12 protein-coding genes are annotated in these 19,049 nt (G+C 34.6%); 9 read left to right on the top strand and 3 right to left on the bottom strand.

The features are described from left to right. Positions 1–5 precede the first annotated feature (5 nt). The 6 genes from MJQ71_RS06630 (at position 6) to MJQ71_RS06655 (ending at position 7,169) form a co-directional block, all read left to right on the top strand. Positions 6–917 carry a ribonuclease Z gene (locus MJQ71_RS06630; RefSeq protein ID WP_238805690.1) on the top strand — a complete coding sequence of 304 codons (912 nt, stop codon included), beginning with the start codon at positions 6–8 and terminating at the stop codon, positions 915–917. Between the two features lie 162 nt (positions 918–1,079). After that, on the top strand, positions 1,080–3,164 hold the full coding sequence (locus tag MJQ71_RS06635) for a ferredoxin-like domain-containing protein (protein WP_238805691.1): 2,085 nt from the start codon (positions 1,080–1,082) through the stop codon (positions 3,162–3,164). Positions 3,165–3,175: 11 nt separating this feature from the next. Then, positions 3,176–4,057: a sulfite exporter TauE/SafE family protein gene (locus MJQ71_RS06640; protein ID WP_238805692.1), complete on the top strand. Its 882-nt coding sequence runs from the start codon at positions 3,176–3,178 to the stop codon at positions 4,055–4,057. Positions 4,058–4,075: 18 nt separating this feature from the next. Continuing rightward, complete coding sequence (locus MJQ71_RS06645) at positions 4,076–4,756, top strand: phosphoadenylyl-sulfate reductase (protein WP_238805694.1); 681 nt, start codon at positions 4,076–4,078, stop codon at positions 4,754–4,756. A 148-nt stretch (positions 4,757–4,904) separates the two neighbouring features. Then, on the top strand, positions 4,905–5,840 hold the full coding sequence (gene cysD / locus MJQ71_RS06650; protein WP_238805695.1) for a sulfate adenylyltransferase subunit CysD: 936 nt from the start codon (positions 4,905–4,907) through the stop codon (positions 5,838–5,840). A 69-nt stretch (positions 5,841–5,909) separates the two neighbouring features. Further along, positions 5,910–7,169, top strand: coding sequence for a sulfate adenylyltransferase subunit 1 (locus tag MJQ71_RS06655; protein ID WP_238805696.1), 1,260 nt, complete (start codon positions 5,910–5,912; stop codon positions 7,167–7,169). Positions 7,170–7,364: 195 nt separating this feature from the next. On the opposite strand, the gene MJQ71_RS06660 is transcribed toward MJQ71_RS06655, so the two are convergent. Both MJQ71_RS06660 and MJQ71_RS06665 read right to left on the bottom strand, forming a co-directional pair. Next, positions 7,365–7,976, bottom strand: coding sequence for a lysozyme family protein (locus MJQ71_RS06660; RefSeq protein ID WP_238805697.1), 612 nt, complete (start codon positions 7,974–7,976; stop codon positions 7,365–7,367). A 248-nt stretch (positions 7,977–8,224) separates the two neighbouring features. Next, positions 8,225–8,830, bottom strand: coding sequence for a glycosyl hydrolase 108 family protein (locus MJQ71_RS06665; protein WP_238805698.1), 606 nt, complete (start codon positions 8,828–8,830; stop codon positions 8,225–8,227). Between the two features lie 531 nt (positions 8,831–9,361). Here MJQ71_RS06665 and gltB point away from each other — a divergent pair. The 3 genes from gltB to MJQ71_RS06680 all read left to right on the top strand — a co-directional run bounded on the left by gltB (position 9,362) and on the right by MJQ71_RS06680 (position 17,934). Then, on the top strand, positions 9,362–13,933 hold the full coding sequence (gene gltB, locus MJQ71_RS06670) for a glutamate synthase large subunit (protein WP_238805699.1): 4,572 nt from the start codon (positions 9,362–9,364) through the stop codon (positions 13,931–13,933). 51 nt (positions 13,934–13,984) lie between these two features. Next, positions 13,985–15,490 carry a glutamate synthase subunit beta gene (locus MJQ71_RS06675; protein ID WP_238805701.1) on the top strand — a complete coding sequence of 502 codons (1,506 nt, stop codon included), beginning with the start codon at positions 13,985–13,987 and terminating at the stop codon, positions 15,488–15,490. A 110-nt stretch (positions 15,491–15,600) separates the two neighbouring features. Then, positions 15,601–17,934 (top strand): ChbG/HpnK family deacetylase, encoded by a 2,334-nt coding sequence (locus tag MJQ71_RS06680; protein ID WP_238805703.1) that lies wholly within the window; start codon positions 15,601–15,603, stop codon positions 17,932–17,934. A 109-nt stretch (positions 17,935–18,043) separates the two neighbouring features. Here the strand turns inward: MJQ71_RS06680 and MJQ71_RS06685 are convergent, their stop codons facing one another. Then, positions 18,044–19,021, bottom strand: coding sequence for a phosphoribosylaminoimidazolesuccinocarboxamide synthase (locus MJQ71_RS06685; protein ID WP_238805706.1), 978 nt, complete (start codon positions 19,019–19,021; stop codon positions 18,044–18,046). Between the last annotated feature and the right edge of the window lie 28 nt (positions 19,022–19,049).

The following is a 19,049-nucleotide window of genomic DNA, read 5'->3' on the forward strand; positions in this document are numbered from 1 at the left end:
CAATTATGACTTTCGATTTTCTTGTTTTAGGTACTGGGTCAGCTACCCCTGTTATCAACCGCAATCCATCAGCTTTTTTATTATCAATCGAAAACGAATCATTCTTGATTGATTGTGGCGAAGGCACGCAATACCAATTACTCGAATATAAAGTAAAATCTTCTAGAATTAGACATATTTTTATCAGTCATCTTCATGGAGACCACTATTTTGGTTTGATTGGCTTACTTTCAAGTTGGAATATGAACCAACGGAAAGAAGATGTAACGATTTTTGCACCACGAGGTTTAGACGAAATTTTAACCACTCAATTCAAGCATTCTGATACAAGATTAAATTTTAAAATTATTTTTATTGAAACCAATACAGAAAATGCCTATCATTTAATTGATACAAACTTGGTCGAAGTCTCTACAATTCCGCTACATCATCGAATTCCCTGCTGTGGTTTTTTGTTTCGCTCTAAAGCATCTAAACGCAAAATTGTTCCTGAAAAATTGCCACAAAATTTCCCTATCCCCTATCTAAAAATGCTAAAAGATGGCTTAGATATTTTTGATGAATTGAGTGGCATAACTTACCTTAATAAAGACTTTACTATAGAAGGTGGTTCTTCTAAATCGTTTGCGTATTGTTCAGATACAGCTTATAACGAACTAAAAATTAGTCAGTTAAGTAACATTGACGCCATTTATCATGAGGCTACTTTTACAGAATCAGAACTAAAAAGAGCTGAACAGACCAATCATTCGACAGCACAACAAGCGGCTACAATCGCACAAAAAATTAATGCAAAAAAATTAATTATCGGACATTACTCATCTCGCTACAAGTCACTTGAACTTCATATTAAAGAAGCTCAAAGTGTTTTTGAAAATACATTTTTAGCTGAAGAAGGAAAAATCTTCAAAATCTAATTTTTCAATCTTCACGGATATTAGATATTTTCTCACATAGCTATTTATACATATTTTTGATTAAATTGTACTTATCGAATATTCTCAAAAAAAACTTCCCATTAAGTCTATAATTATCATAGACTTACTCTATATTTGTAATGTAAAACCATCATTATAGATATGCAAAGTTTTCGGACAGAGTTAGAAAATCCTTTAGTCGAAAAAGACATTATAGATTTAGAGCGAAAAATCAGATTGTTTCGTGAAGGAAAAATCCATGAAGAAAAGTTCCGTAGTTTGAGACTCGCCCGTGGCGTTTATGGACAACGTCAACAAGGTGTTCAAATGGTTAGAATCAAATTACCTTATGGCAAAATGACGCTTAATCAATGGAAGCGAATCGCTGATATTTCTGATGAATATTCGACTGGAAATCTACATTTCACTACTCGCCAGGATGTACAAATTCACTTCGTAAGTTTAGAAAGAACACCTGAATTGTGGTCCAAACTAGAAGAAGAAAGTATCACTCTCCGTGAAGCTTGTGGAAATACAGTTAGAAATATTACTGCTTCTCCAACTGCAGGCATTGACCCAAATGAGCCATTCGATGTAACACCTTATGTTCATGCTACATTTGAATATTTTCTTCGCAACCCAGTTTGTCAAGAAATGGGTCGAAAATTCAAGATGTCATTTTCAAGTACCGACGAAGATACCGCTCTCAGTTATATGCACGATTTGGGTTTTATCCCAAAAATTCAAAACGGAAAACGTGGTTTCAAAATCATGTTGGGTGGCGGATTAGGAGCTCAACCTCAATTAGCTTATTTAGCTTATGAGTTTTTAGAAGAAGATTTAATTATTCCTTTTGTTGAAGCTGTTTTACGAGTTTTTGATCGTCACGGTGAAAGAAATTCACGTCATAAAGCACGTCTCAAATTCTTAATTGCCAAAATCGGATTTGATACATTCATGAATTTGGTTGAAGAAGAAAAACTTTCACTAAAAGTAAAGACTTTCAAAGTAAATACAGAAAAATTTGCATTAGAAGCAGGTATAGAAAATTCAATAATTGATAACTCTTCTAAATCTGAATTATACAATAATTGGTTCAAAACCAATGTTTTTGCTCAGAAACAAACTGGTTATTATGGTGTATTTGTTAGGGTTCCATTAGGAAACATTTCGAGTACAGTTTCAAGAGCTTTGATAGAAAAACTTTCGGGTTTTGTGGCTGATGATGTACGAGTTACTGTTAATCAAGGTTTATTACTTCGCTTTGTAAAAGCAGAAAACCTTAGCTATATCTTCGATTTGTTATCAACATATAATTTGGCTGCTCCAGGTGCAAATAGCATTGTAAATATAACAGCTTGCCCAGGAACTGATACTTGTAATTTAGCGATTTCAGATAGTACAAGTATTACGCTCGAATTGGAAAAAGTTTTGAAAGAAGACTTCCCAGAATTGATTGAAGAAAACAATATGCAAATCAAGATTTCTGGTTGTATGAATGCTTGTGGGCAACACAGCATGGCTCACATTGGTTTTCATGGAAGTTCTCTAAAATCAGCAGGAAAAGTTCTTCCTGCATTACAAGTTTTGTTAGGTGGTGGTACTGTTGGTAATGGAACTGGTCGAATTGCAGATAAAGTAATCAAAATTCCTAGCAAAAGAGGGCCTCAATTGCTAAGAGTTCTGTTAAACGATTATGAATCGAATGGAATTGAAGGAGAATATTTTAATGATTATTACGACCGTCAAGGAGAAAAATATTTCTACGCATTATTGAAACCTTTAGCTGATTTAACAACATTAGTTGATACAGATTTTGTTGATTGGGGACGAGATGAAATTTTCCAAACTGAAATTGGTGTTGGTGAATGTGCCAGTGTAATCATTGATTTAGTGGCAACACTTTTCTACGAATCTGAAGAAAAAATTGCTTGGGCAAAAGAAGCTGCTGATGAAAGTCGTTGGGCGGATGCCATTTATTATGCTTACCAATCGCAAGTAAATACAGCAAAAGCACTTTTATTAGATAAAAACGTAAGTTGCAGTACACAAAATGGTATTATCACCGAATTTGACAAACATTTTGTTGACGAATTTGGAGGTAATTTTAAAACCCAAGTTTTGCAGATAAATCAAAATGAACCGAGTCAAACTTTTGCGGTTGATTATATCACAGCTTCAGAAGATTTCTTGAAACAAGCAATGATTGTTCGTGAATCGTTAAAAAAAGAATTTGAAATTGCTTAATTATTATAAAAATGAAAAGAATCGCACTTGCATTGAGTGAAAATGTTCAAATGAAATTCATAGCTTATGCTATGATTTTTATGAAAATTTCGCTTTTAGGAATTCTTGCTTACAGAATTACAACTGGTTTAAACCAATTTAATTTTACTTTCGACACCATTCTTTTATACTATATCGGAATTGGTTTTTTAGCCCAATTAGTAGATGGAGCTTTAGGAATGGCTTACGGTGCATCGTGTACATCTATGCTTTTGGGCTTAGGTGTACCGCCTGCTTATGCAACAGCAAGTGTTCATACTGCTGAGGTTTTTACAACAGGCGTATCGGGGCTTTCACACATCTATTTTGGTAATATTGATAAAAAACTATTTTTCAGAATTGTTTTGACGGGAGTTCTTGGAGCGATGATTGGTGCTTATCTTATTTCTGATGTTTTCGATGGAAAAATGATAAAACCTTATATTTCAATCTATATGATTATTTTGGGTAGTATCATTATCTCAAAAGCATTCAAAAAACGTCCAGTTGAACCACAAAACAAAAACTTAGGTCTTCTTGGCCTTTTTGGAGGTTTTTTAGATTCAGTTGGAGGTGGTGGTTGGGGACCATTAGTTACCTCAAATCTTATTAGTAAAGGAAATGCTCCAAAAGAAACCATCGGAACTGTAAATACTGCTGAGTTTTTTGTGTCATTTTTTAGTACGGGCGTTTTCATGTTGTTTATTGATATTCAAGCATGGCAAGCAATTGCTGGTTTAATCATTGGTGGCGTTTTTGCAGCTCCGCTTGGTGCTTTTTTGGTTAAACTTTTTCCTCCTAAAACTATTATGATTTCGGTTGGGGTTTTGGTCGTGCTATTAAATATTTGGAACTTGTCGAAAGTTTTGTTCTGAATAAAATAAAATTTGACAATGATAGACACTTTAGAAAAATTATCTTTAGCAGAAAGCCTCAGCTTTGTTGCCAATAAATATCAGCCAAAAGTAGTTTTTTCTACCTCTTTTGGTCAAGAAGACCAAGTAATTACTGATGCTATTTTTACTCAAGATTTAGCAATAAAAATTTTTACACTTGATACTGGTCGTCTTTTTCAAGAAACTTATGAACTGATAGATAAAACTCGTTCGAAGTATAAAAAAAATATTGAAATATATTTTCCAAACACTGAAAATACACAAAAATTAGTTACTCAAAAAGGAGCAAATAGTTTTTACGAATCAGTAGAAAATAGAAAGGAATGCTGTTTTATCAGAAAAATTGAACCCTTAAAAAGAGCTTTGGCAGGAGCTGAAGTTTGGATTACAGGTTTAAGAGCCGAACAATCTGAAAATCGTAATGATATGAAGATTTGGGAATGGGACGAAGGAAACAAAGTTTGGAAGTTCAATCCATTGATTCATTGGACTTACGAAGATGTCTTAAACTACATTAAAGAAAATAAAGTTCCTGATAATCCACTTCACCGAAAAGGCTTTGTAAGTATTGGTTGTTTGCCTTGTACACGAGCAATTGAGCCGCACGAACACCCAAGAGCAGGCCGCTGGTGGTGGGAGGAATCGCAAAAAGAATGTGGTTTACACGCAGCAAAATGATATAAAATTATCAATTCTCAAAGTTATTGTGCAATTTTGCCTTTTAATTAGCGGTATGAAATTCGTTTTGTTTTAATTCTTAAAAGATTTTTCAGAATAAAACAAAGCGTTTGGTTAAATTATTAAAATCAGATTAATCATTTTATAAATGAGTACGATTTCAGAAAAAACAACGGTTTATCAAGCCAATGACAGTTCTTTTCCAAGAGAATTGGAAGACGAAGCAATCTATATTTTACGTGAAGTTGCTTCGCAATTTGAAAAACCAGCAATTCTATTTTCGGGTGGAAAAGATTCAATTACGGTTGTGCGATTAGCTCAAAAAGCTTTCTATCCCGCCAAAATTCCATTTGCCCTTCTTCATGTTGATACAGGTCATAATTTCCCAGAAACGATTGAATACCGTGACTGGTTGGTCAATAAATTAGGTCTCGAACTTCATGTTCGTTACGTAGAAGATTCAATCAAACAAGGCAAAGTAAAAGAAGAAACAGGAAAATATGCCAGCAGAAATGCTTCTCAAACTGTAACACTTTTGGATGCAATCGAAGAATTTAAGTTTGATGCCTGTATTGGTGGAGCAAGACGTGATGAAGAAAAAGCTCGTGCCAAAGAAAGAATTTTCTCAGTAAGAGATGATTTTGGTCAATGGGATGCAAAAAAACAACGTCCTGAGTTATTTGATATGCTCAATGGAAAAATTGAATTGGGTGAAAATGTAAGGGTTTTCCCAATTTCAAACTGGACTGAATTAGACGTTTGGAATTATATCAAAGAAGAAGAATTAAGGATTCCATCAATCTATTTTACGCATGAACGTGATGTTTTTGAACGTGATGGCATGATTTGGGCTGACTCTGAATTTATAAATAAATCAGAAGATGAAATTCCATATAAAACTCAAGTTCGATTCAGAACAGTTGGAGATATGACTTGTACTGCCGCCGTTGCATCAACTGCTGATAATTTAGACGATGTTATCGGAGAAATTCTTTCCGCCCAAATTTCTGAACGTGGAGCAAGAATTGATGATAAACGCTCAGAAGCAGCCATGGAAAAACGTAAACAAGCTGGATATTTTTGATTTACGTTTGAATATTTTTCCCAATTTCAAATAAAATAAAATCACCTTTCATAAAAAGGTTAAGTGGTTATGGATATATTAAGAATTGCAACAGCAGGTTCGGTAGATGATGGAAAAAGTACACTCATCGGACGTTTATTGTACGAAACTAATTCAATTACAAAAGATAAAATAGAAGCATTAGAATCTGCATCAAAAAGAAAAGGTCTCGATTTTTTAGATTTATCTCTTTTGACAGATGGACTAATTGCTGAGCGTGAACAAGGCATTACGATTGATGTTGCTCACATTTATTTTAGCACACCAAACCGTAAATATATTATTGCTGATACGCCAGGTCACTTTGAATATACTCGAAATATGGTAACTGGAGCATCAAACACTTCGGTTTCTATTATTTTGATTGATGCTAGAAATGGTGTTGTCGAACAGACAAAACGTCATTTCTACATTTCATCAATGCTACGAATCAAAAATATTGTAGTTGCTGTCAACAAAATGGATTTGGTTGGATATAGCCAAGAACGTTTCAATGAAATCAAAAACGAACTTTTAGCTATTGCTGAACAAGTAAGTTTTGAAGGGCAAGAATTGCAATTTATTCCAATTTCTTCACTTTATGGTGAAAATCTAGTTCGCAAATCAAGTGAAACTCCTTGGTACGAAGGTGAAACTTTATTAAACACTCTCGAAAATGTTGCTACTCAAAATTCGGAGTTGAGTGTAAAAAATGCTCGTTTTCCTGTTCAACAAGTGATAAGACCAAAAACTGAAGAATTCCACGATTATCGGGGTTATGCTGGAAAAATTGCCAGTGGTAGTTTTTTTGTAGGCGATTTAGTAGAAGCTTTACCAAGTGGACAGATAAGTAAAATCAAAACAATTGAAAAATTTGGCACAAAGTTAGAAACTGGAAAAGCCAAAGAATCAGTTGTTATTACACTTGAAGATAATATTGATGTTAGTAGAGGAAATATGCTTGTAAAGGTTGGCGAACAACCCGAATCACGCAAAGAAATTGAAGCCAAAATTTGTTGGCTTGATGGACAAATGTTAACTGTAGGTAAAACATATTTACTCCAACACGGAATTAACCGTGTAAAAGCAAAAGTCACTAAGGTAAACTCGCTAATTGACATCAAAAACATGTCTTTGAATAACACCCCACCTGCGGATGGAGGCATAAAATTAAACGAGATTGGTTGGATAACTATTAAAACCGCTAGTCCTATTTATGCAGACAAATATGAAGAAAATCCTGCGAATGGTTCATTCATTTTGATTGACGAAATGAATAATGGTACAGTAGGTATTGGATTTGTAGAATAATTTTTTTAATTTTAATACCAATACTCATCAACCAAGCTAAATTTATTAGTTTAGGTTAGATAAAAAATAGGCGGCTGGTTGGCTGTCTTTTTTTTTGCCTATTTAGCCTCTTTTCCCTTCCCTTTTTACAAAGAGAAGGGCAGATTTTCATCAGAGGCGTTTCTGGGAAGAGTTTATCGGGTATAAAATCATTGATTACTTAATCTCCTCCACAACATTATGATCTTCTTTTTTCTGTGATTTTGGAATAACTATATAATCTTCGAGCACATTTTCTTCTTCATTTCTTTCAGCTTTTTTCATATAAAATGATTTTGCACGACTAAACCAACCTTTATACTTTTTAGCATCTTTCCGAGTTCGATAATAGCGTAATCGATACTCAACATAAGGATTAACGATATCTTCAGGGTATTCAAAACTATTAGCTACATCAATATCACTTTGAGTTAAGACTCCGTTTTGAGGCACGCCTATGATTTTTTCAAAAGCAACAATATTTTTATTATCAACACCAACTCCAGCATTTATTAGATGGTCAATTAAAACTTCGGCTACTTCTTGGCTTTTAAACTGATTTCCTAAAAAACGATTCCAATAGTGATGTCGATGAATGTAAAGTGCTTCTTCTTTTGAGAAAATTTTATCACCCCAAATTGGTTTATGAATGCCGTAACCTTTACCTTCAAATCTTAAAAGTTTAGGTGCATATTTATTGAATGAAGCTGCTTGATTAACAAAAGTTACGCAAATAAATGATAATATGCTGATTGCCAGCAAAGAAAGTAAAACCTTTTTGATGTTCATTGATTTTGATTTTTTCAAGATAGTATAATTAATTGCAAAAATTATACCGTTAAATAATAAAACTGGGACAAATAAAGGAGAAGTTTATAATAGGCTTACTTTCAAGAGTTTAGAATTACAACCGAGTGAGTTGCAGAAGTTGCCAATCAACCAATAATTGTTTTGGCAGCATTATTGTGATAAAAAAAATACTATTGAAGCTAGAACGAAGTTCATCACATCAATAGTATTTTAAAATTAATTTTTGATTATTTTTTTACAATAAACTCATCATCATTTGTCTTTTCTTGCAAATTAGTTTTGATAAGTATTTGCGGTAAAATCAAATGATTTGCCAAGAAATTCCCTTCTTCATCAGTAATCATAAAGCTTTTTGCTCTTTTGGACCATCCTGAATTTTTAGTAAAATTTTTCCTTGTCGTGTAAAAATAAAGTCGATAATTGACGAAAGGATTGATGATTTGCTCAGGAAATACAAAAGCGTTTGCAACTTTAATATCGGCTAGTGATAAAAAACCATCTTGCTTAACGCCAATGATTGCCTCAAAAGCCCTTATGTGAACAGACTCTTTACCTTCCCCAGCATTAATAAGTTGGTCAATTAAAACCTCAGCAACGCCTTGATTTGTGAAGTTTGAAGCATGATATTTGTCCCAATAATGCTTTTTATAAATAGTGAATGCGTCGTTTTTTGAGAAATTTTTGTCACCCCAAATAGGCTTGTGAATACCGAATCCGATGCCTTCAAATTTTATAAGTTTTGGAAAGTATTTTTCGAAAGAAGCAGCTTGTAAAAACTGAATGGAAATAGAAAGTAGAAGTGTTAAAAGAACTTTGTTTTTGTTAACTATCATGTAAAGTATTACGATGTTGAACACAAATTAAAATATAAAATATTGATTATCAATACATTATCGCAATAATTTATTAAACGGCAAGCAAATCTCTTACAATAATTATATAAATTCTTTAATGAAGAAAATTTAGTTACTTCTCAAAAGTATAAAAAATGTATTTCAAAGCGATTACGCACAAATAGCATATTTCACTGATAATCTTATTCAAATAATAGATAATTCAATGGTAATAAATACTTATAAATAGTAATTAATATGTCGTGTCACGTTGTATTTTTCTTATAATATTTGTTGTTAAAACAAGTATTTTTTATCAAAGAAAGAAAATTTGGTTTAAAAGTTGTTATGCCAAATTAATTTGGTATTATATTGCAATGTATTTATCATATTCCCATCTATATCTCTTCGTATCAGAAGATTATTGGGATACTATAAATCATTAAAATTACAACAAAATCACTCTCGGACGGCGTTTCGTTGGACGGCATTCCGTTAGGTACAATTTCAAATCACTATTATATTTGTACGATGACTGAAACTGAACAGGTTACAGAGCAACAACAAGGTTTATATCGCTCAGAATTTGAGCATGATGCTTGTGGAATTGGCTTTAGAGCTCATTTGAAAGGACGCAAGTCGCACGGAATTGTTGCCGATGCTATTAAAATGCTCGAACGCATGGACCACCGTGGTGCATGTGGATGCGACCCAAATACTGGGGATGGAGCAGGTATTTTACTCCAAATCCCACATGAGTTTTTCTTGGATGAATGTATCAAATTAGGCTTTCATCTACCTGCTGTTGGTGAATATGGCGTTGGTATGATTTTCTTCCCAATGGATAAAACCGAAAGAGAAGAATGTCGCTCAATCTTAAACCGAAAAATTGAAAAATTAGGTTTAGAATTACTTGGCTACCGTGTTGTTGATACAAAAGGTGATATTTTAGGCGAAGGCTCTGCATCAGTTGAGCCAAATGTTGAACAAGTTTTCATCAAACGCCCTGTTGACATTACCGAAGAAATAGACTTTGAAAGAAAATTATATATACTCCGTCAGTATGCCTCAAGAGTAATTAGAGAATCTGTTTCAGGTGCGAAAGAACACTTCTATTTCTCTTCGCTTTCGTGCAGAACAATCTCTTACAAAGGTCAATTGACTACGGAGCAATTGAAATATTATTTCCCTGATTTATCAAATAAATCAGTAACATCTGCTTTTGCAGTTATTCACTCTCGTTTCTCAACCAACACTTTCCCTTCTTGGAAATTGGCTCAACCATTCCGTTTTATTGCTCATAATGGTGAAATCAATACGGTTAAAGGTAATGTAAATTGGATTCGTGCTGGAGAAAAATCATTCGTTTCTGATTTCTTCACTAAAGAAGAAATGGATTTAGTTCTTCCTATTTGTGATGCAGGTAATTCAGATTCGGCCCAATTGGATAACGTAATCGAATTGCTTTATCTTTCTGGACGTTCTTTACCACACGTGATGATGATGCTCGTTCCCGAAGCTTGGGATGGCAATGAAGCGATGGATGAACAAAGAAAAGCATTTTATGAATACCATGCCGCCATTATGGAGCCATGGGATGGTCCTGCTTCAATTTCGTTTACGGATGGAAAAATGGTTGGTGCAACTTTGGATAGAAATGGTTTGCGACCTTCTCGTTATTGGGTTTTGAATGATGACACCGTTATCATGGCTTCTGAAGCGGGAGTTTTAGATATTGACCAAGAGAAAGTTGTTTCAAAAGGACGTTTACAACCTGGAAAAATGTTTGTTGTGGACATGGAACAAGGTCGTATTATTCCTGATGAAGAAGTAAAAGCTGATATTTGTTCACGTCAACCTTATCAAGAATGGTTGGATGAAAACAAAATTAAAACTGAAGAACTTCCAAAATCCATTCGTCCTTACCAACATTATAGCGAAGATACTTTATTGAAACGTCAAATTACATTTGGCTACACTTCAGAAGATTTACGCATGATTTTGGCTCCAATGGCTCAATCGGGTATGGAAGCTATTGGTTCAATGGGAGTTGATACTCCGTTAGCGATTCTGTCAGACCAAAGCCAACATTTATCGTATTACTTCAAACAATTATTTGCACAAGTAACGAACCCACCGATAGACTCTATCCGTGAGCGTTCAATCATGTCATTAATTTCTTTTGTTGGTTCAAACGAAAATATATTAACAGAAACTCCAAGCCACTGCCGTTTGGTTCAATTAGACCAACCAGTATTGACAATTGAAGAATTTGATAAACTTCGTTTTGTTGATTATAAAGGCTTCCAAGGCAAAACAATCAATACTTATTTCAATTCAAGAAGTAATGATATTGGTAAGGCTTTAGAATTTGGCTTGGAACGTATTTGTAGATATGCAGAAGATGCAATTGAAGATGGATTTGAGATATTAATTCTTTCTGACCGTGCCATTGATACTGACCACGCTCCGATTCCATCACTTTTGGCAACAGCGGCCATTCATCATCATTTAATCAGAAAAGGTATTCGTGGAAAAGCGGGTATTTTGGTTGAAGCGGGTGATATTTGGGAAACACATCATTTTGCAACCTTAATTGGTTATGGTGCGTCAGGAATTTGCCCTTATATGGCATTTGAGACTTTATCTTGGATGAATAAAAAAGGCTTAATTGAAGGCGAATTCGACGATTATACCTTAAATAAAAATTATATTAAAGCCGTTGATAAAGAATTGTTAAAGATTTTCTCGAAAATGGGGATTTCAACACTTCAATCTTATCAAGGAGCTCAAATATTTGAATGTATTGGCTTAAACAAACAAGTAATTGATAAATACTTCTCTGGAACTATTTCACGAATTGGCGGCATGGGCTTGGCTGAAATTGCAAAAGAAGCTTATGTTAGACATCGTGTAGCTTTCCCAGAAGTTCCACAAGAATCTGTAAAAAGACTTGAAGTTGGTGGAGTTTATCAATGGAAACAACGTGGAGAACGTCACATGTTTAATCCACAATCAATTCATTTACTCCAACAATCAGGCAGAGTTGGTGAAAAAGATTTAGACAAAGGCTATCAAATATTCAAGCAATATTCAAAATTAATTAATGAACAAAGCAAAGATGCGATTACGCTTCGTGGCTTACTTCGCTTCAAAAAAGGAAATTCAATTCCTTTAGAAGAAGTTGAACCTATCGAAAGCATCTTTAAACGTTTTGCTACTGGTGCCATGTCATTTGGCTCTATTTCCTGGGAAGCACATACAACTCTGGCTATTGCCATGAACCGTATTGGTGGTCGCTCGAATTCGGGAGAAGGTGGTGAAGATGAAGTTCGTTACGAATTAGACAAAAACGGAGACAATTTAAGTTCTTCAATCAAACAAGTAGCTTCTGGTCGTTTCGGTGTAACAAGTCATTATTTGACGAATGCCAAAGAACTACAAATCAAAATGGCTCAAGGAGCAAAACCTGGTGAAGGTGGACAACTTCCTGGACATAAAGTTGATGACTGGATTGGTAGAGTACGCCATAGTACACCAGGTGTTGGCTTGATTTCGCCTCCGCCTCACCATGATATTTATTCGATTGAAGATTTAGCACAATTAATTTATGATTTGAAAAACTCAAATCGTGATGCTAGAATTTCAGTAAAATTAGTGTCTGAAGCGGGTGTTGGTACTGTTGCCGCAGGGGTAGCAAAAGCACATGCTGACGTAGTTTTAATTGCTGGCCATGATGGAGGAACTGGAGCATCTCCCCTCTCTTCAATCCGACACGCAGGTTTGCCTTGGGAATTAGGTTTGGCTGAAGCACATCAAACTTTAGTAAAAAACAAATTACGTGGAAGAATTACAGTTCAAGCAGATGGACAGTTGCGTACAGGTAGAGATATTGCCATAGCGGCGTTACTTGGTGCAGAAGAATTTGGTGTAGCAACGGCAGCCTTAGTAGCTGTGGGATGTATTATGATGCGTAAATGCCATTTGAATACTTGCCCAGTTGGTGTTGCCACTCAAAATAAAGAATTACGTGCAATGTTCAGTGGTAAACCAGAACATGTAGTTAATATGTTTACTTATTTAGCAATGGAACTTCGTGAAATCATGGCCGAATTAGGTTTCCGTACGATTAACGAAATGGTTGGACAATCGCAATTTCTTGAAAAACGTGATGATTTGACGCATTGGAAATACAAAAAAATCGATTTATCAGGAATTCTTTTCAAAGAACCAACTACTTTGGATGTAGCTCAGTTCAAACAAGAAGAACAAGACCACGGTATTTCACAAGTATTGGATTGGAAAATGATGAGCGATGCTCAACCTGCCATCCAAAATAAAAAAGAAGTTGAAGCTAGTTATGTAGTAAATAACTTAAATCGCTCAATTGGAGCCATGACTTCTAATGAAATTTCTAAAGTTTATAATGGAGAAGGGTTGCCGTATGGAACAATTCATTATAAATATAGAGGAACTGCAGGTCAATCATTTGGGGCATTTTCTACTAAAGGTTTAAAACTTGAACTTGAAGGTGATTCAAACGATTATTTTGGCAAAGGCCTTTGTGGAGCTGAATTGATTGTTTATCCTGATAGAAAGGCAACTTTCAAAGCCGAAGAAAATATGATTATTGGAAACGTAGCATTTTATGGTGCAACTTCTGGTGAGGCTTACATCAACGGTATGGCTGGCGAGCGTTTCTGTGTAAGAAATTCGGGAGCAAAAGTTGTTGTTGAAGGAATCGGCGACCATGGTTTAGAATACATGACAGGTGGATTAGCTATTATACTGGGTGAAACAGGTAGAAACTTTGCTGCTGGTATGAGTGGTGGTATTGCGTTCGTTTATAACCCTAACAATACTTTTGAAGCTAAATGCAACAAAGAAATGGTTGGTTTAGAAAAAGTTGATAGCGATGACGCTGCAATGTTAAAATCATTCATCGAGAAGCACTTACAAGTAACTAAGAGTGAAGTTGCTAGCAGAATTTTGGCAGATTTTGATGCACAAGTACATAAATTTGTTAAAGTATTCCCGACTGATTACAAACGAGTTTTACTTGAAAGAAAGAAAAAAGCCGAAGCTGAAAAAGTTTTAGCATAAACCTTTTAGTCTTAATCATTTTAAAGAAATACACAAAATCACAATATAACAATGGGAAAACCAACTGGTTTCTTAGAATTTCAAAGAGAATTAGCAGCCAAAAGAAATGTTGATGAACGTCGTTTGGACTATAATGAAGTTGAAATGCCGGCAAATGACGATAATTCTCGTAAACAAGCCGCTCGTTGCATGGACTGTGGCGTACCATTTTGTCATAATGGATGTCCATTAGGCAATATTATACCAGAATTTAATGATGCAGTTTGGGAACAAAACTGGGAATATGCCTATCAAATATTGAGTTCTACTAATAATTTTCCTGAATTTACGGGTAGAATTTGCCCAGCACCTTGTGAATCTGCTTGTGTTTTGGGTATCAATAAACCGCCCGTTGCTATCGAATATATTGAAAAATCAATCATTGAAAGAGCGTACGCCAACGGTTGGGTCAAACCTAATATTCCTAAAAAACGCACTGGCAAAAAAGTTGCCGTTGTTGGTTCTGGCCCAGCAGGAATGGCTGCAGCAGTTCAATTGAACAAAGCAGGTCATTTAGTCACTGTTTTTGAACGTGCTGACGAAATTGGCGGTTTGGTTCGTTACGGTATTCCTGACTTTAAGCTAGATAAATCTGTCGTTCGTCGCCGAGTAGAAGTGATGAAAGAAGAAGGAATTACATTTATTACTAATGCAAATGTTGGTGTAAATGTAAAATCTAACGATTTAATGAGAGACTTTGATGCAATTGTACTCTCAGGAGGTTCGACTGTACCTCGTATGATTGACATTAAAGGCAAAGAATTGAAAGGAATTTATCCTGCAATGGAATTTTTGAGTCAACAAAACAAGCGAGTTGCTGGTATTGATAGAGTGAATGACCACCGTGGTGAAGCTTATCAAAATGGAGAAATTTTTGCAACGGATAAAAATGTAGTAGTGATTGGTGGTGGCGACACGGGTTCTGATTGCGTTGGAACGTCAAACCGTCACAAAGCAAAAACTATCATTCAAGTTGAAGTAATGCCAGAACCAAGTATTGATGATAAAAAACAACCTTTTTATCAGGTTCGTGCGGAGTCAACTCCTTGGCCAAATTGGCCTCTAACTAAGCGAACTTCTACTTCACATGAAGAAGGTTGCGAACGTTTATTCAGCATAAACGTAAAAGAATTTATTGGTGATGCTGATGGACATTTGAAAGGGATTTTAATCTCAGAAAGTGCAACATTCAATGGTAGTAAAGTTGAAATGAATGAGCGTGAAATTCCTTGCGAATTAGCTTTAATTGCAGCAGGTTTCTTGAATCCTCAACAAGATTTATTGAATCAATTAGAGATTGAAGTGGACGAACGTAAAAATGTAAAAGCTCCAAATTATCAAACTTCAAACCCAAAAGTTTTTGCAGCGGGCGATATGCGTCGTGGACAATCTTTGGTAGTTTGGGCTATTTCAGAAGGTCGTGAATGTGCTCGAAAGGTTGATGAATTCTTAATGGGTGAAACACTTTTAGAAGCCAAATCAGTATCAATGATTTCACCTGCTTATGTTTCGGTCTAATTGAAATAAAATAGTAGTATTAAAAAAGCCATTCTTGAAATTTAAGAATGGCTTTTTTATTTAGAAAATGTTTAACTTTGATTAATAAATATTCAATCCTCTTACAAATCATGAAAAAAATCATTTTCCTCCTACTTTGGAGTTCAATTCTATTTGCTCAAAAATCAAATTCACTTCCCCGTAGCACTCCAGAAGCCGAAGGCGTTTCTTCAGAAGGAATTATTAATTTTCTGAATGCCGCATCAAAAAGTAAACACGAGTTTCATAGTTTTATGTTAATTAGACATGGAAAAGTCGTTGCCGAAACTTGGTGGAATCCATACCGAAATGACTTGAAACATACGATGTATTCTGTAAGTAAAAGTTTTACAGCTACCGCAATTGGATTTGCAGTTGCAGAAAAAAAACTTTTTGTTGAAGACAAAGTTATTTCATTTTTTCCTAATGATTTACCTATAAATGTCAGTCCTTATTTAGCCGATTTAAAAATTAAAGATTTGCTGAGTATGAGTGTTGGGCATGCCAAAGAAAATATTGCGATGATAGGTTCTGACAATTGGGTAAAAGAATTTTTAAATACTCCAATTGTTAACCAACCAGGAACAAAGTTTTTGTACAATTCGCCAGCAACTTATACACTCTCGGCAATTATTCAAAAAGTAACAGGTCAAAAAGTAATAGATTACCTAAAACCCAGACTTTTCACCCCTCTTGGAATTGATGGGATTGATTGGGAAATTGACCCAAAAGGTATTAACACTGGTGGTTGGGGATTAAGACTTAAAACTGAAGATATGGCGAAGTTTGGCCAGTTATTTTTACAAAAAGGTATGTGGAAAGGGAAGCAAATTTTACCTGCTTCATGGGTTGATGAAGCTACAAGCACAAAAATTATGCAAAACCCAAATGCATCTCAAGCAGTTAAAGATTCGAGTGATTGGCTTCAAGGTTATTGTTACCAAATGTGGCGTTCCCGAAACAATGGATTTAGGGCTGATGGTGCAAATGGACAATTTATCATCGTTTTACCTGACCAAGATGCTGTGATTGTTACCACTGCCGAATCTACCGATATGCAATCAGAGTTTAATTTGATTTGGAAACATATTTTACCTGCATTAACCCAAAAAAAACTACAAGCAAATCCAAATACTTTAGCAAAATTGAAAGAACTAACTACCTCCTTAGCTCTACCAATTTCACCTAAAAATAATATTTCTACACTTGAAAGTAGTATTTCTGGCAAGAATTATGGCATTATTTCTAACAACAAAACTATTGAAAATGTAAGTTTTGAGTTCAAAAACGATATTTGTCAACTTTCACTAAAAACAGATTCGGTTATTCATACAATTCCATTCGGAAATGGGTCTTGGGAAACAAGTGAAACAACTAAATTCGGTCCATATTTAGTTGCAGCGGCAAAGGCCAATCGAGTTGGGTTGCAGCCGTTCAAAGTTGCAGGCAGCTATCATTGGAAAGATGAAAAAACATTAGAACTCACACTTCGATATATCGAAAGTCCACATACAGAGACAATTGTATGTAATTTTGAAGAAGATAAAATAAGCATTGATTTTCAAAATATCTTCAATAAAAATTCAAAAAGAGAAATCCTAAAAGGAGTTTTAAGTAATATATCGCCAAATTCACCTAAATTAATCATCAGAGGAGATGATATGGGTTATTCACATTCTGGTAATGAGGCATTAATAAAATGTTTTAAAGAAGGAATTCAAACTTCAATAGAAATAATTGTTCCGTCGCCATGGTTTCCTGAAGCAGTAAAAATGTTGGAACAAAATCCAAAAACTGATGTAGGGTTACATTTTGCCATTACAAGTGAATGGGACAATGTTAAATGGCGACCATTGACTGATTGTTCAAGTCTCAGAAATGCAGATGGTTATTTTTATCCGATGCTTTTTCACAACAATAATTATCCAAATCAAGCAATAATGGATAATAATTGGAAAATTGATGATATTGAAAAAGAGTTGAAAGCTCAAATCGAAATGGCATTGAAATATATTCCTCGCTTGAGTCATATTTCGGGACATATGGGCAGCACAGCTTTTGCCCCAGAAGTAAAGGAAATGGCCCGCAAAGTAGCGAAAAAGTATAACTTAAAAATGGTAGATGTAGAATCAGTAAAAGATAATAATATTAATTATGTTGGTTTTGATTTCAAAAATAAAACAACGGATGAAAGAATTCAAGGGTTCATTTCGATGCTAGATAAACTTGAAGCGGGCAAAAATTATGTTTTTGTAGAACACCCAGGCTTAGATAATGAAGAATTAAGAGCAATCTATCATATTGGATATGAAGATGTTGCAAAAGGGCGACAAGACGTAACAAATATTTTTACAAGTGAAAAAGTTAAAGAAGCAATTATTAAAAGAGGCATAAAACTAGTAAGTTATAAAGATTTATTGAATTAAATAAAATGTAAAAAGTCCTTTTCTGAAAATAGAAAAGGACTTTTTATTTTAGTTACTTTCTTCTAAAAAATAAGACAATTAACTCAAGTCACTATTTATTTAGGTATCCTCAAATCCCAAAATAACCCTTTATATTTTGCTCAATTCTTGCAATTACATTTTCATCTGACTGAGCGATAAATTTTTCACCCGAAACATTTTCATAAAGCTCAATGTAACGGTTTGAAATTTCTTTCACTTTCTCATCAGTCATTTCTGGCACATTTTGGCCATCTTTTCCTTGAAAATTGTTAGCAATCAACCATTCTCTAACAAATTCTTTCGATAATTGCTTTTGCGGGAGCCCCGCAGCCAAATTTTCTTCATAGCCTTCTATAAAGAAATATCTTGAAGAATCAGGTGTATGCACTTCATCAATTAAATAAATTACACCATCTTTTTCTCCAAATTCATATTTTGTATCAACTAAAATTAAACCTCTTTCTGCTGCAATTTCCGTTCCTCTTTGAAACAGAGCCAATGCATATTTTTCTAATTGAATGTATTTTTCTACTGAAACTAGGCCTTTAGCAATAATATCTTCTCTAGAAATATCTTCATCATGGCCTTCGTGTGCTTTGGTGGTAGGAGTAATAATTGGCGTTGAAAATTTATCATTTTCTTTTAGTCCTTCAGGTAAATTTACGCCACAAAGGGTACGTAAGCCACTTTTGTAAGTTCTCCAAGCATGGCCAACTAAATATCCTCTCACAACCATTTCGACAGGAAATGTTTCGCAACGGACACCAATAGAAACATTTGGGTCTGGTGAAGACAAAAACCAGTTTGGTACAATGTCTTTCGTAGCGTTTAAGAATTTAGCAGCAATCTGATTTAAAACTTGTCCTTTGAATGGAATTGGTCGAGGCAATACAACGTCAAATGCAGAAATACGGTCAGAAGCAATCATTACAACTTTATCACCAAAATCATACACATCACGTACTTTTCCACGATAAAAACCAGTTTGTCCTTCAAAATTAAAATTTGTTTCTTTTACTGCTGAGGGCAAAGCACCACCCGATATTTCATTTGCTAATTCTGTCATTATTATATTGAAATTATTTATAAGTCAA

This window comes from Emticicia aquatica, assembly GCF_923079645.1.
Taxonomy (GTDB): domain Bacteria; phylum Bacteroidota; class Bacteroidia; order Cytophagales; family Spirosomataceae; genus Emticicia; species Emticicia aquatica.

Excerpts from the sequence above, each read along its gene's own strand:
- MJQ71_RS06630 (WP_238805690.1), top strand. The coding sequence starts at position 6 with ATGACTTTCGATTTTCTTGTTTTAGGTACTGGGTCAGCTACCCCTGTT.
- MJQ71_RS06635 (WP_238805691.1), top strand. The coding sequence starts at position 1,080 with ATGCAAAGTTTTCGGACAGAGTTAGAAAATCCTTTAGTCGAAAAAGAC.
- MJQ71_RS06640 (WP_238805692.1), top strand. The coding sequence starts at position 3,176 with ATGAAAAGAATCGCACTTGCATTGAGTGAAAATGTTCAAATGAAATTC.
- MJQ71_RS06645 (WP_238805694.1), top strand. The coding sequence starts at position 4,076 with ATGATAGACACTTTAGAAAAATTATCTTTAGCAGAAAGCCTCAGCTTT.
- cysD (WP_238805695.1), top strand. The coding sequence starts at position 4,905 with ATGAGTACGATTTCAGAAAAAACAACGGTTTATCAAGCCAATGACAGT.
- MJQ71_RS06655 (WP_238805696.1), top strand. The coding sequence starts at position 5,910 with ATGGATATATTAAGAATTGCAACAGCAGGTTCGGTAGATGATGGAAAA.
- MJQ71_RS06660 (WP_238805697.1), bottom strand. The coding sequence starts at position 7,976 with ATGAACATCAAAAAGGTTTTACTTTCTTTGCTGGCAATCAGCATATTA.
- MJQ71_RS06665 (WP_238805698.1), bottom strand. The coding sequence starts at position 8,830 with ATGATAGTTAACAAAAACAAAGTTCTTTTAACACTTCTACTTTCTATT.
- gltB (WP_238805699.1), top strand. The coding sequence starts at position 9,362 with ATGACTGAAACTGAACAGGTTACAGAGCAACAACAAGGTTTATATCGC.
- MJQ71_RS06675 (WP_238805701.1), top strand. The coding sequence starts at position 13,985 with ATGGGAAAACCAACTGGTTTCTTAGAATTTCAAAGAGAATTAGCAGCC.
- MJQ71_RS06680 (WP_238805703.1), top strand. The coding sequence starts at position 15,601 with ATGAAAAAAATCATTTTCCTCCTACTTTGGAGTTCAATTCTATTTGCT.
- MJQ71_RS06685 (WP_238805706.1), bottom strand. The coding sequence starts at position 19,021 with ATGACAGAATTAGCAAATGAAATATCGGGTGGTGCTTTGCCCTCAGCA.